Origin of the sequence: Mycolicibacterium thermoresistibile (assembly GCF_900187065.1) — a bacterium.
Lineage (GTDB): Bacteria > Actinomycetota > Actinomycetes > Mycobacteriales > Mycobacteriaceae > Mycobacterium > Mycobacterium thermoresistibile.
On record NZ_LT906483.1, the window covers coordinates 1,508,914 to 1,521,623 of the forward strand.

General features: G+C 69.9%; 12 protein-coding genes. 6 read left to right on the forward strand and 6 right to left on the reverse strand.

What is annotated here, in order from left to right; translation table 11 throughout:
• Positions 1-11 precede the first annotated feature (11 nt).
• Genes CKW28_RS07030 through CKW28_RS07040 form a run of 3 tightly spaced genes read left to right on the forward strand, consistent with a single transcriptional unit; the run spans position 12 to position 3,089 of the window.
• A complete protein-coding gene (locus tag CKW28_RS07030; protein WP_003927278.1) occupies positions 12-1,226 on the forward strand; it encodes an acetyl-CoA C-acetyltransferase in 1,215 nt (404 codons plus the stop codon).
• Positions 1,223-2,416 (forward strand): acyl-CoA dehydrogenase family protein, encoded by a 1,194-nt coding sequence (locus tag CKW28_RS07035; protein WP_003927277.1) that lies wholly within the window; start codon positions 1,223-1,225, stop codon positions 2,414-2,416. Before CKW28_RS07030 ends, CKW28_RS07035 begins: the two co-directional genes overlap by 4 nt.
• Position 2,417: 1 nt before the next feature.
• Complete coding sequence (locus CKW28_RS07040; protein ID WP_003927276.1) at positions 2,418-3,089, forward strand: GntR family transcriptional regulator; 672 nt, start codon at positions 2,418-2,420, stop codon at positions 3,087-3,089.
• Between the two features lie 9 nt (positions 3,090-3,098).
• On the opposite strand, the gene CKW28_RS07045 is transcribed toward CKW28_RS07040, so the two are convergent.
• From CKW28_RS07045 to CKW28_RS07070, 6 genes are read right to left on the reverse strand one after another with little or no spacing between them, the layout of a single operon-like run.
• Entirely contained in the window at positions 3,099-4,670 is a 1,572-nt protein-coding gene (locus CKW28_RS07045) for a class I adenylate-forming enzyme family protein (RefSeq protein ID WP_003927275.1), read from the reverse strand.
• Positions 4,663-6,213 carry a class I adenylate-forming enzyme family protein gene (locus CKW28_RS07050; RefSeq protein ID WP_040548023.1) on the reverse strand — a complete coding sequence of 517 codons (1,551 nt, stop codon included), beginning with the start codon at positions 6,211-6,213 and terminating at the stop codon, positions 4,663-4,665. The genes CKW28_RS07045 and CKW28_RS07050 overlap by 8 nt, the downstream gene beginning before the upstream one ends.
• Entirely contained in the window at positions 6,203-7,684 is a 1,482-nt protein-coding gene (locus CKW28_RS07055; protein ID WP_003927273.1) for a class I adenylate-forming enzyme family protein, read from the reverse strand. Before CKW28_RS07055 ends, CKW28_RS07050 begins: the two co-directional genes overlap by 11 nt.
• Entirely contained in the window at positions 7,684-8,475 is a 792-nt protein-coding gene (locus CKW28_RS07060) for an enoyl-CoA hydratase/isomerase family protein (protein WP_003927272.1), read from the reverse strand. The genes CKW28_RS07055 and CKW28_RS07060 overlap by 1 nt, the downstream gene beginning before the upstream one ends.
• Positions 8,476-8,483: 8 nt before the next feature.
• On the reverse strand, positions 8,484-9,296 hold the full coding sequence (locus CKW28_RS07065) for an enoyl-CoA hydratase/isomerase family protein (RefSeq protein ID WP_003927271.1): 813 nt from the start codon (positions 9,294-9,296) through the stop codon (positions 8,484-8,486).
• 25 nt (positions 9,297-9,321) lie between these two features.
• Positions 9,322-10,143, reverse strand: coding sequence for an enoyl-CoA hydratase/isomerase family protein (locus tag CKW28_RS07070; RefSeq protein WP_003927270.1), 822 nt, complete (start codon positions 10,141-10,143; stop codon positions 9,322-9,324).
• 111 nt (positions 10,144-10,254) lie between these two features.
• Here CKW28_RS07070 and CKW28_RS07075 point away from each other — a divergent pair, with 111 nt between their 5' ends.
• Genes CKW28_RS07075 through CKW28_RS07085 form a run of 3 tightly spaced genes read left to right on the forward strand, consistent with a single transcriptional unit; the run spans position 10,255 to position 12,572 of the window.
• Positions 10,255-10,908: a hotdog family protein gene (locus CKW28_RS07075; protein WP_003927269.1), complete on the forward strand. Its 654-nt coding sequence runs from the start codon at positions 10,255-10,257 to the stop codon at positions 10,906-10,908.
• Positions 10,908-11,681 carry a FadR/GntR family transcriptional regulator gene (locus CKW28_RS07080; RefSeq protein WP_003927268.1) on the forward strand — a complete coding sequence of 258 codons (774 nt, stop codon included), beginning with the start codon at positions 10,908-10,910 and terminating at the stop codon, positions 11,679-11,681. Before CKW28_RS07075 ends, CKW28_RS07080 begins: the two co-directional genes overlap by 1 nt.
• 12 nt (positions 11,682-11,693) lie before the next feature.
• Positions 11,694-12,572, forward strand: coding sequence for an enoyl-CoA hydratase/isomerase family protein (locus CKW28_RS07085; protein WP_003927267.1), 879 nt, complete (start codon positions 11,694-11,696; stop codon positions 12,570-12,572).
• Positions 12,573-12,710 lie beyond the last annotated feature (138 nt).

Below are 12,710 nucleotides of genomic sequence, written 5' to 3' on the forward strand. Positions count from 1 at the left end.
AAGGGACAGCGATGCGTGACACGGTGATCTGTGAACCGGTGCGGACTCCGATCGGCCGGTACGGCGGCATGTTCAAGTCGTTGACCGCGGTCGACCTGGGGGTCGCCGCGCTGCAGGGGCTGTTGCAGCGCACCGGCCTCGCCCCGGATGCGGTGCAGGACGTCATCCTGGGGCACTGCTATCCCAGCAGTGAGGCGCCGGCCATCGGCAGGGTGGTGGCACTGGACGCCGGGCTGCCGGTGACCGTGCCCGGCATGCAGGTCGACCGGCGCTGCGGCTCCGGGCTGCAGGCGGTGATCCAGGCCTGCCTGCAGGTGGCCTGCGGGGACAACGATCTGGTGATCGCCGGCGGCGCCGAGAGCATGAGCAATGTGCCGTTCTACTCCACCGATATGCGGTGGGGCGCCGCGCGGACCGGGGTGCGGATCCACGACGGGCTGGCCCGCGGCCGCACCACCGCCGGCGGCCGGAATCACCCGGTGCCCGGCGGGATGCTGGAGACCGCCGAGAACCTGCGCCGCCAGTACGGCATCTCGCGGGAAGAGCAGGACGAACTCGCCGTCGCCTCGCACCAGCGCGCGGTGGCCGCCCAGCGCAACGGCATCCTGGCCGAGGAGATCGTCCCCGTCACCGTGCCCACCCGGTCCGGTGAGGAGGTCGTCGACACCGATGAGCATCCCCGTGCCGACACCACGATGGAGTCCCTGGCGAAACTCAAACCCGTTCTGGGCAGACAGGATCCGGAGGCCACGGTGACCGCCGGCAACGCCAGCGGGCAGAACGACGCCGCGTCGATGTGCATCGTCACCACCCGGGAGAAGGCCGAACAGCTGGGATTGCGGCCGCTGGTTCGGCTGGTGTCGTGGGGGCAGGCCGGTGTCGCGCCGAACATCATGGGAATCGGCCCGGTGCCGGCCACCGAGGTCGCGCTGAACAAGGCCGGTCTGCGACTCGGCGACATCGACGTCATCGAACTCAACGAGGCCTTCGCCGCCCAGGCGTTGGCCGTGATGCGGGAATGGAAGTTCACCGACGCCGACCGGGAACGCACCAACGTGCACGGGTCGGGCATCTCGCTGGGGCATCCGGTCGGCGCGACCGGCGGCCGGATGCTGGCCACTCTGGCCCGCGAGCTGCACCGGCGCGACGCCCGCTACGGGCTGGAGACCATGTGCATCGGCGGCGGTCAGGGGCTGGCGGCCGTCTTCGAGCGGGTGCAGTCATGACCAGGCTGGCACAGACGCTCGGGCTGACCGAGTTCCAGACCGAGATCCTGCGCACTGTCCGAGAATTCGTGGACCGGGAGATCATCCCGAACGCGGCGGAGTTCGAGCGCACCGACACCTATCCGCAACCCATCGTCGACCAGATGCGGGAGATGGGGTTGTTCGGGTTGATGATTCCCGAGGAGTACGGCGGGCTGGGGGAGTCCCTGCTCACCTATGCGCTGTGCGTGGAGGAGCTCGCCCGCGGCTGGATGAGCATCTCCGGGGTCATCAACACCCACTTCATCGTCGCGTACATGATCCGCCAGCACGGCACGGAGGAACAGAAGCAGCGCTTCCTCCCGCGGATGGCCACCGGTGAGACCCGCGGCGCGTTCTCGATGTCCGAACCCGAACTCGGCTCCGACGTGGCGGCCATCCGCACCCGCGCCACCCGCAACGGCGACGGCACCTACACCATCGACGGCCAGAAGATGTGGTTGACCAACGGCGCCACCTCCACGCTCGTCGCCGTGCTGGTGCGCACCGACGAGGGCGCCGACAAACCGCACCGCAACCTCACCACATTCCTGATCGAGAAGCCCACCGGCTTCGGCGAAGTCGCTCCCGGGCTGACCATCCCGGGCAAGATCGACAAACTCGGGTACAAGGGCATCGACACCACCGAGCTGATCTTCGACGGCTACCGCGCCGATGCCGGAGACATCCTCGGCGAGCGGCCGGGGCAGGGCTTCTTCCAGATGATGGACGGTGTCGAGGTCGGCCGGGTCAACGTCTCGGCACGGGCCTGCGGGGTCGGGATCCGCGCGTTCGAGCTGGCCGTGCGGTATGCCCAGCAGCGGCACACCTTCGGCAAGCCGATCGCCGAACATCAGGCGATCGCCTTCCAGCTGGCCGAGATGGCCACCAAGGTGGAGGCGGCGCATCTGATGATGGTCAACGCCGCCCGGCTCAAGGACTCCGGGGAACGCAACGACGTCGCGGCCGGGATGGCCAAGTATCTGGCCAGCGAGTTCTGCGCCGAGGTGACCGAGCAGAGTTTCCGGATCCACGGTGGTTACGGCTATTCCAAGGAGTACGAGATCGAACGGCTGATGCGGGATGCGCCGTTCCTGTTGATCGGCGAGGGCACCAGCGAGATCCAGAAGAACATCATCAGCAAGCGACTGCTGGCGGACTACCGGATCTGACGTGGCGGTCCCGGAGTTCGCTGCTCGGCCGCAACTGGCCGAGGATGTCGCCCGGTATGTGCGGCGCCGGATCTTCGACGGCACCTACGCGGCCGGGGAGTATGTGCGGCTCGACCAGCTGGCGGTCGAGTTGGGGGTCAGCGTCACCCCGGTCCGGGAGGCGCTGTTCCAGTTGCGGGCCGAGGGCCTGCTGGTCCAGCAGCCGCGCCGGGGGTTCATGGTGCTGCCCGTGACCGAACGCGACCTGACCGACATCGCCAATGTGCAGGCGCATGTCGGCGGTGAGCTGGCGGCCCGGGCGGCGCAGAACATCACCGACGAGCAGCTGCGGGTCCTGACCGCGATCCAGGACGAACTGGAAGAGGCCTATACCCGCGACGACGAGGACCGGGCGGTCCGGCTCAACCACGAGTTCCACCGCGCGATCAACGTGGCCGCCGACTCACCCAAACTGGCCCAGGTGATGTCGCAGATCACCCGCTACGCCCCGGAGTCGGTGTTCCCCACCATCTCCGGCTGGCCGGCCCGCTCCACCGAGCATCATCGCCGGGTGTTGGCAGCGCTTGCCGACCGCGACCCGGACGGTGCTCGCGCCGCCATGTCGGAGCACCTGGCCGCCGGGGCCGGGCCGTTGATCGAACACCTCAAGGAACACGGTGTGATCGCGCAGTGACCGACGGTGTCACGTCACCACCCGGTCCGGATGCGTGGCCAACAGGTCACGCAACCGGTTGACGTCGACCTTGCCGGTGGCCCGCCGGGGCACCGCGTCGTCGGAGTCGAGCAGCAACCACACCGTGGGAACCTTGAAGCTGCTCAACAGCTTCCGCGCCTCCCTGCGTAGCTGCCCGACATCGGTGACGGTCCCGACGACCGCCGCGCCCACCCGGTCGCCGCCGCGACCGTCGGCGACGTCGGTGACGTACGCGGCGCGCACGCCGTCGATACTGCGCAACGCGTCGGCGACCTCGCCCGGATAGACCGTGGCGCCGCTGACCTTGAACATGTCGTCCCGCCGGCCGTGGTAGAACAGGAACCCGTCGGCGTCCAGACGGCCGAGATCGCCGGTGGGGTAGAAGCCGTCCGGGGTGAACACCTCCTCGCGGCTGCGGCGGCAGATGCCGCGCATCAGGTGTGGTCCGCGCAACTGGATCTCCCCGACGGTGCCGGCCGGAACCGGTGCGCCGGAGTCCGGGTCGACGATGCGCACCTCCATGCCCGGGAACGGTTTTCCGCAGCTGCCCCACGCCGACCGCGGCATATCGGTGTCGGCCCGGTAACCGCAGTACGGGCCGAAGGACTCGGTCATCCCGAACAGGTTGGCGCGGGCGCCGCGGTCGGCCCGCTGATCGGGCGGCAGCAGCGCCTCCAGGCTGCCGGGCCGCAGTGACGACAGGTCTGCTCCCACCGATTCCCGGTGCCGTGCCAGCGCCTCGGCCTGATCCGGCCAGCCCCGGAACAGTGTCACCCGTTCCCGTTCCAACAGCCTCAGGGTGGTGTGCGGCTGCGGCTTCTCCTCGGTCACCAGGGTGGCGCCGGCGACCAGGGCGGACAGCACCCCGCCGCCGAACCCGCCCACCCAGAAGAACGGCATCGGCAGATACAAGCGGGTGTCGGCGTCGATGCAGCGGGCGTCGAGCCCGGCCGCCACCGCACCCAGCGCGTTGCCGTGCGAGTGCAGCACCCCTTTGGGCGGTCCGCTGCTGCCGGAGGTGAACATGACGGCCAGCGGATCACTGGGGACGACCCCGGCCGCCATCGCGTCGACGATGCCGGCGGCGCCGGCCGAGGCGGCGAGGTCGCCCACCTGGTCGGGTGTCCAGATCCGGCGCAGCGCCGGCAGTTCCGCGGTGGCCAGCGGCTGCGGTTCGAGCGGTCCGATCTCCGCGGCCAGCCCGTCGAGGTAGCGGTGCCCACGGAACTCCGGCACGCTGATGAGCACCCGGACCGCCGCGGTGCGCAGCTGTGCGACGAGTTCGCGCGGGGCGAGCAGGGTGCTCAGCGGAACCAGCACCGCACCGATGCGGGTGAGGGCCAGCGCGATGCACACCCACCGGGCGCTGTTGGGCATGATCAGCCCGACCCGGGTGCCCTTTCCGATACCGGCCTCGATGAACGCGGCGGCCAGTTCCCGGGTGTCGGCGTCCAGATCCCGGTAGCTGACCCGGGTGTCGGGATCGATCACCGCGGCGCTGTCCGGGTGGATTCCGGCGTGCCGGCGCAGCAGGGCGTCGATGGTGAGGTGGTCAGGCATCGAACACTTTCATCAGTTCGGTCTGGTCGATCTTCCCGCTGGACCGCACCGGGATCTCGGTGCGGGTCCGGGCGACGATACGGCGGGGAATCTTGTAGGAGGACAACCGGTCCCGCAGCCGGTGCCGCAGCTCGTCGGGGTCGAACCCGGCGACGTCGTCGACCACGACGACCGCCGCCACCACCTGACCGCGTTCGGCATCGGGCAGGCCCAGCACATGGGCCGGTCCGCCGGTGATCCGGCTGATGGCCTGTTCCACCTCCGCCGGTGCGACATTGGCGCCCGCGGTCTTGATCATCGCGCCGCGGCGGCCGAGGAAGTAGTGGTACCCGTCGGTGTCGATGCGGACCAGATCACCGGTGTGGAACCAGCCGTCCGGATCGAAGCACTCCTCCCGGCTGTGCCGGTAGTAGCGCTGCATCAGATAGGGGCCGCGCACCCACAGTTCGCCGGGCTGCCCGGGCGGGACCGGATCGCCGGTGTCCGGGTCGACGACCCGGGTGGCGTAACCCGGCGCCGGTCTGCCGAACGATCCGCGGCGGTGTTCGGGCTGATCGGCGTCGTCGCCGTCGAGCAGCACCACGCTGCCGGTCTCGGTCATGCCCAGCATCTGGTGGCGCAGCGCCGGATCGGGCGGCCGCGCGTCCGGGGCCATGATCGGATACAGGTTTCCGCGCCGCATCGACGACAGGTCGCGGTGCGGCAGGCTGGGATGGGCGGCCAGGGCGGCGATCCCGGCGACATAACCGTTGGTCAGTGTGGGCCGCACGGATTCCAGCAGGTCCAGGGTGACGGCCGGATCCTCGGCGTCGGAGCACACCAGTGTCGCCCCGGCGACCATGGTGGCCAGCACCGAGAACGCGATCCCGCCGATCCAGAAGAACGGCGAATTGCAGAACAGCCGGTCGGCCGCGGTGAACCGGCGGATGGCGTTGAGATTGCGTTGATGTTCGATCAGCGCGGTGTGGGTGTGCACGACCCCTTTCGGTGCGCTGGTGGAACCGGAGGTGTAGACGATCGTCAACGGGTCGGCACCGTCGACATCGTCCTGGAGCGCCCGCAGCAGGGTGTCGTCGGTGGTGTCCGCGGGGGCGCGGTCGATGAGGACGTGCCGCAGGTTCGGCACGTCGGGGTGGAACACCCGCCCGGACAGGTCGGCGCCGGACAACACCTCGCCGAGCCGGGCCCGGTAGTCGTGGGACCGGTACCGGCCGGTGGCCAACAGGATCTCGGTGTCACTGTGACGTAACTGGTCACGGAGTTCCGGCGCGGTGCCGAAGGTGGTGAAGGGCACCACCACCGCGCCGATCCGGGCCGCGGCGAGCATCGCGATGATGAAGTCCGGCCCGTTGGGGTACAGCACGCCCACGTGGGTGCCCTTACCCGCGCCCAGGGCGATGAGCCCGCGGGCCAGCTGCGCCGAACGTTTCTCCGCCTCGCCGTAGGACAGCCGGCCGCCGGGGCAGATCAGCAGCGGATGGTCGACGCGGTCGGCGATGCGCCGGCGCAGCAGCGCCGGGATGGTGACGGGCTCACCCGTCATGGCCGGCCGGGGCGAGTGTGCGTCGGACCGCACCCAGATCGGCTTTACCGGACGGGGTGCGGGGGAGGGCGTCCACCACCGCGATCTCGGTGGGAACCTCATACGGCGCCAGTCGTTCCCGCAGAAACGCGGTCAACTCGTCGGTGCCGGCTGCCGCACCGTCGTGCAGTTCCACCAGCGCAGCCGGTGTCTCCCCGAGCCGGGCGTCGGGGATGCCCACCACGGCGGCGCCGCGCACCGCGGGATGACGTTCCAGCGCGGCCCGGACGTCGTCGGGCATGATCTTGAACCCGCCGCGGATGATCGCCTGATCGGCCCGGCCGAGGATCCACAGGAATCCGTCGGCGTCGATGCGGGCCAGGTCGGTGGTGCGCAGCCAGTCCGCATCGGGGCCGAGCTGTCCGGGTTTGACCTCCAGCACGCCGGGCTGATCCGGACCGAGCGGGTTGCCCTGTTCATCGACGACCCGCAGTTGCGCACCGCCGGTGGCGCGGCCGGAGCTGCCACGTTTGGTGCGCCAGTACCGGCGATGATCCGCCAGCGTCCAGCCGGCCACCCCGCCACCGAATTCGGTTGCCGCGTAGGAGGTGAGCACCGGTATGCCGAACTTCTCGGTGAAGGCGTCGGCGTCGTCGGCTGACAGCGGCGCGGTGCCCGACGTCACCGCCTGGATGCTGGCGAGGTCCTCCCTGGTCAGGTCGGAATGCAGCACCATCCGCAGCGCGGCCGGCACCAGCGACACCGCCCGGGGCCGGTGGGTGCGCACCGCCTCGGCCCAGCGCTGCAGCTCGAAACGTTCCAGCAGCACGAACCGCCGTCCCGCGGCGATGCACTGCAGGACCCGGTACACGCCGCCGATGTGCACCAGCGGTGCGTTGACGATCGCCACCCCCCGGCGCAGTTCGGCCGGCGGCCCGGCCTCGCGGAAGTCAGGGCCGATGACGCTGTGCGCCAACATGTCGTAGGTGAGGTCGACCCGTTTGGGTGGTCCGGTGGTCCCGCTGGTCAGCATCCGCACCGCGACACCGGGCCGCGCGGACCCGGTGTCCGGTTCGGCCGCCGCACGCACCCCGACGTCGCCGTCCAGCCCGGTCAGGGTGAGCACGGTGGTTCCCGGCGGGGCGGGCGAGACCAGCGCCTCGACGTCGTCCGGTGCGCCGATGAGCACCGGCAGCGCCAGCGTGGCGACGTCGGTGCGGGTACGGTCGTCACCGCGGGCCGGGTTGATCACCACCACGGTTCCGCCGGCCAGCAGCACCCCGAGCACCGCCGCGACGTGTACCGGCCGGTTCCGCAATAGGATGCCGACCTGGGGCGCCGGGCCGCCGTACCGGCGGCTCTCCTCGGCGATCCGCGCGGCGGCGCGGCCGAGCGCGTCCCAGGTGTGCCAGTGGCCGTCGTATTCGATCGCCGGGGCGCCGGGGTCGAGTGCCAGCACATGGGCGACGCGCTCGGTCAGCGGATGCGTCATCAGCGGATCCTCGGGGCCGGCACGTGGGTCGGCGCCGCCTCGGCCAGCTCGGCCTGGCCCAACGGGTTACCGAGCCGGGTGTAGATCAGTCCCTGTTCCATGGCCGCCCGGTAGGGCCGGTCCAGCGATTCCCAGATCGCCTTGACCGTGCCCTGGGTCGCCGACGGTGGTTTGGCGGCGATGGTCGCGGCGATCTCGTGCGCCCGGTCCCAGAGCTGCTCGCGGGGAACGATCTCGGTGACCAGGCTGATCCGCAGCGCCGTTTCGGCGCCGATGCGTTCGTCGTTGCCCATCAACGCGATCCGCAGGGTCTCGGCCAGGCCGACCTTGCGCATCAGCCCGATCGGCTCCAGGGCGCACACCAGGCCGGCGCTGACATGGGAGTCGAAGAACGTGGCGTCGGGGGAGCAGATCACCACGTCGGCCTCGTTGACGAAGTAGAACGCGCCCGCGGTGCAGATGCCGTGCACCGCGCACACCACCGGCTTCCACATCTGCTGCCATTTCGGGCTGAGCAGCTCACCCGGATCCTCGTGGTTCCACACGTTGTCCGGCTGACCGTAGGAGCTCTTGATGTCCAGCCCGGCGCTGAACGCGCGGTCCCCGGCGGCGCGCAGCACCACCGCGTGCACCCGGTCGTCGAACTTCACCGCCCGCCAGGCCTGCGCCATCTCCTCGCACATGGTGCGGTTGAACGCGTTCAGCCGTTCCGGCCGGTTCAGCGTGATGGTCGCGACGCGGTCGCCGGGCTCCACGTCGAGCCGGATCGTCTCGAAACTCGGCCCACTCATCGACCCACTCATCGACACTGCCACCGGGGTTCGCGCTTCTCCGTGAACGCCCGCGGACCCTCCAGCGAGTCCTCGGTGTGCAGGTTGCGTTCGCGGAACGCCTCGGCGAGGATCTCCGCCTCGTGCAGCGGCAGGTCCAGGCCCTTGACGATGGCCAACCGGGTGCCGCGCACCGCCAGCGGGGCGTTGCGGGTGACGATGTCGGCGATCTCGTGGGCGCGTTCCAGCAGCCTGTCGTGCTCGACGACCTCGCTGACCATCCCGAGTTCGTAGGCGCGCTGGGCGCTCATCCGTTCGTGTCTGCCCATGATGGCCATCCGCAGCGCCACCGACCGGGGCAGCACCCGGGCCAACCGGACCACTTCCCGGCCGGACACCAGCCCGATGCTCACATGCGGATCGAAGAACGTCGCCCGCTCGGAGGCGATCACGATGTCACCGGTGGTCACCCAGTCCAGGCCGGCGCCACAACAGATCCCGTTGATCGCCGCCAGCACCGGTTTGGCCATGGTGCGGAACGGCGGGGTGCCCTCCTGCGGAGCCTCCCACTGCTCGTAGGTCGACAGGTAGGGCCGTTCGTTGATGACCTTGCCGTCCTCGGGGATCTCCTTGACGTCGGCGCCGGAGCAGAACGCCCGACCGGTGCCGGTGACCACCAGCAGCCACACGTTGTCGTCGTTCTCGGCCTCGTCATAGGCCGTTCGCAGTTCGGTGATCATGTGCGGGCTCAGCGCGTTGAGGGCGTCGGGCCGATTCAACGTGATGGTCGCGGTGTGCCCGTCGACCTCGTATTTGATGGTGTCGTACGACGTGTCGGACATGTGCTCTGCGCTTTCTGTCAGCGGATCATCGGCCCTGGAACTCCGGGGCGCGGCGGTCCCGGAACGCCGCCAGGCCCTCTTTGAAATCTGCGGTACGACAGGACAATTCGACGTTGTAGAGTTCGTTGTCCATGGCCTGGGGCAGCGTGGCCTGCTGGCTGAAGTTCAGAGCATGTTTGGCCAGGCCGATCGCGACTGTCGGCCCGCCGGCCAGCCGGGCCGCCAGGTCGGTTGCGGTGCGGTCCACGTCGGCGGCCGGCACACTGGCGTGCACCAGCCCCCAGTCGACCGCGTCGGCGCCGCTGATCTGCTCGCCCAGCAGCAGCATCCGTTTGGCGCGGGCCAGGCCCACCAGCCGGGGGAGCAGCCAGGTCGAGCCGCTGTCCGGGGTGAACCCGCGGTCGATGAACGGTTCCCACAACACCGCGTCGTCGGCGACCACCGTGAAATCGGCGGCCAGCGCGAGGTTGCAGCCCAGTCCCACCGCCCAGCCCCGCACGGCACAGACCACCGGCAGATGGATGGTGTTCACCAGTTCGATCACCCGGTGCCCGGTGTGCGGCAGCCGGCGGAGCAGATGCCCGGTCCGCGGCCGGTCCGACCCGCTCTCGTTGGTGGCGACCCAGTCCGACCCGGAGCAGAACGTGTCGCCGGCGCCCTCGATCAGCACGGCCCGCAGCCCGTCGTCGGTGGCGGCGCTGGTCAGGGTCCTGATCAGGGTGTCGACCATGGTGGGGCTCAACGAGTTCCGGCGGTCGGGTCGGTCCAGGGTGAGCCGCACCACCGTGCCGTCGCGCCGCACCGTCACCGACCCCTCGGCGCCGGTCCTCCCGGGTTGTTGAGTCACCGTGCGAACCCGCCCTTCCGCGCCGTTACGGTTAGCCATACAGTAGGCTATACGATTGCTATCTTGTACAAGTTAGCAAAACAGGTCGCCGACCGAACAGGGAGTGGGCTGATGACAGCCGCCAACGTCGACCGCCGGTTCGGCGAGGATCCGTTACCGCAAACCGTCGCGGCGGCGGGAGCGCTGCGCCGGATCACCGAACTGCTGCTGGCGCAGGAGTTTCCGCAGCCGGTGGTGGATGAGATGCTGACGCGGTTCGCCGACTGGGAACGTCGGCTGGCCGCGACCGCACCGCCGGACAGCGCGCCGCGGCTGGCGGGCGACGACGAACGCAAGCGGATCTATCTGCAGCACGCGTTCAACCCCGGGGTCTACAACCCGTGCTTCCCGGAGTACGAGTTCGACCATCTCGACGAGGAGACGGCGTCGGGTACCGTGACGTTCCCGGCCGTCTTCGAGGGCCCGCCCGGGCTGGTGCACGGCGGGTTTCTCGGTGTCTTCTTCGACACCGTCGCCCAGCATCAGAGCTGCGCGGTGGCGCTGGCCGGGAAGACCCGTTCGCTGACGGTGACCTACCGGCGGCCCACCCCGATCCTCACCGAGCTGCGGTTCGACATCGTCCGCGCCGAGACCGACACCGGCCTGCTGTCGACCGCACGGCTGCTGCTGGGCGACGAGGTGCTCTGCACCGGTGAGATCAGCACGGTCGCGTTGCCGCCGTCGGCGCTGGCCGGCTCGCGATTCGGTGAGCGCCGGCGGAGCTGATGGTCCGACGTGTCCGCGCACCCCGGGTCGCCGAAGTGGTGGCGTCGGCGATCCGCGACGACATCCTGTCCGGCCGGCTGACCGAAGGCGACGTGCTCCCCACACAGGAGCATCTGTTCACCGAGTTCGGGGTGAGTCCCCCCGCGCTGCGGGAGGCGATCCGGATCCTGGAGACCGAGGGGCTGGTATCGGTGCGGCGCGGCAACGTCGGCGGCGCGGTCGTGCACCTGCCGTCGGCGCGGCGCACCGCGCAGATGATCGCGATGGTGCTGCAGTCGCGGTCGGCAACCCCGGCCGACGTCAGCGAGGCGCTCCTGCATCTCGAACCGATCTGCGCCGGGATGTGCGCCGCCCGGCCCGACCGGATGTCGGAGGTCGTGCCGTATCTGCAGGACGAGATCGACCTTCAGTCAACGAGCTTCGCCGACACCGCCCGCTTTGTGTCCAATGCGCGACGGTTCCACGAGATGCTGGTCGCGCGGTGCGGAAACGAGCCGATGATCCTGCTGATCGGCGCGCTGGAACTGATCTGGTCGGCGCATGAGGCCGGGGTGTGGAGCGACGACAGCCCCGGCGGTGGCCGGCCCGAAGCGGCCACCATGCGCGCGGCGCTGCGGGACCACCGACGCATTCTCGACGCCGTCATCGACGGCGATTCGGCGCGGGCGGTGCGGCTCGCGCAGAAACACCTGGCCGCCGCGCGCCGGCACACGCTGGCCTGCGGGGCCGACACGACCATCGAGGCCAAGCTGGTCTCCCGCCCTGACCACTGAGAGGGAAGACACATGCCGACCACCGACGACCGCGTCCTGTTCGACGTGGACCGCGACAAGCGCATCGCGACCATCACGCTGAACAATCCGGCGCAACGCAACTCCTACGACGCGGCGATGCGCGACGCGCTGGAGCGCTGCCTGGATCAGGTGGCCGAGGACGACGACCTGACCGTGGTGCTGCTGCGCGGCGCCGACGGCGTGTTCAGCACCGGCGCCGACATGAACAACGCCTATGCGTGGTACGGCGAGGAGAACTCACCGCAGGCCAGGCGGCGGCCCAGCCAGCGGCGCCGGTTGACCGTGGACCGCAGGACGTTCGGCTTCTACCACAACTTCATGGGCTTCCCGAAGGTCACGGTCGGTGAGATCAGCGGGTACGCGCTCGGCGGCGGATTCGAACTCGCGCTGATGTGCGACATCGCGGTGATCGGCCGGGACGCCAAGATCGGCATGCCGGCCACCCGGTTCCTCGGCCCGGCGCTGGGCAGCCTGCACATGTTCTTCCACCGGCTCGGCCCGGTGCTGGCCCGCCGGCTGCTGCTGACCGGAGACATCATCGAGGCGGGCAGCGTCGAGCACCTCGGGGTGTTCACCGAGACCTGCGATCCGGCGATGGTCGGACCGCGCGCCCGGTACTGGGCGGAGAAGGCCGCCAAGATGCCGGCGGACGGGGTGGTCATCGCCAAGGAGGCGTTCCGGCTGGTCGAGCAGAGCCAGGCCTACCAGGGCGAGGAGGTCGCCAGCTATCTGTTCCACGCCTTCGGCACCAACCTGCAGTTCGCGCCCGGCGAGTTCAACTTCGTCAAGACCCGGGCCGAACACGGCACCAAGGAGGCGTTCCGGCTGCGCGACGAACACTTCCACGTCCCGGAACCCGAGCCCCGGTAGCCGTTCGCGCCGCCGGCGGCCAGGCCTATGCCTGCGCTACAGTTTCTGCTAGTTTTGTAACGCCTGATTTGCAGTGCCGCTGGCTTCGTGGAGTCACGCGGTCACGGTCGAACGTCCGCCAACACGAAGGTCCCTCAT

Bases quoted from the DNA above. Each gene is read 5' to 3' on its own strand.
- CKW28_RS07085 (WP_003927267.1), top strand. From the start codon at position 11,694: ATGCCGACCACCGACGACCGCGTCCTGTTCGACGTGGACCGCGACAAG.
- CKW28_RS07030 (WP_003927278.1), top strand. From the start codon at position 12: ATGCGTGACACGGTGATCTGTGAACCGGTGCGGACTCCGATCGGCCGG.
- CKW28_RS07045 (WP_003927275.1), bottom strand. From the start codon at position 4,670: ATGCCTGACCACCTCACCATCGACGCCCTGCTGCGCCGGCACGCCGGA.
- CKW28_RS07060 (WP_003927272.1), bottom strand. From the start codon at position 8,475: ATGAGTGGGCCGAGTTTCGAGACGATCCGGCTCGACGTGGAGCCCGGC.
- CKW28_RS07065 (WP_003927271.1), bottom strand. From the start codon at position 9,296: ATGTCCGACACGTCGTACGACACCATCAAATACGAGGTCGACGGGCAC.
- CKW28_RS07050 (WP_040548023.1), bottom strand. From the start codon at position 6,213: ATGACGGGTGAGCCCGTCACCATCCCGGCGCTGCTGCGCCGGCGCATC.
- CKW28_RS07055 (WP_003927273.1), bottom strand. From the start codon at position 7,684: ATGACGCATCCGCTGACCGAGCGCGTCGCCCATGTGCTGGCACTCGAC.
- CKW28_RS07035 (WP_003927277.1), top strand. From the start codon at position 1,223: ATGACCAGGCTGGCACAGACGCTCGGGCTGACCGAGTTCCAGACCGAG.
- CKW28_RS07080 (WP_003927268.1), top strand. From the start codon at position 10,908: ATGGTCCGACGTGTCCGCGCACCCCGGGTCGCCGAAGTGGTGGCGTCG.
- CKW28_RS07075 (WP_003927269.1), top strand. From the start codon at position 10,255: ATGACAGCCGCCAACGTCGACCGCCGGTTCGGCGAGGATCCGTTACCG.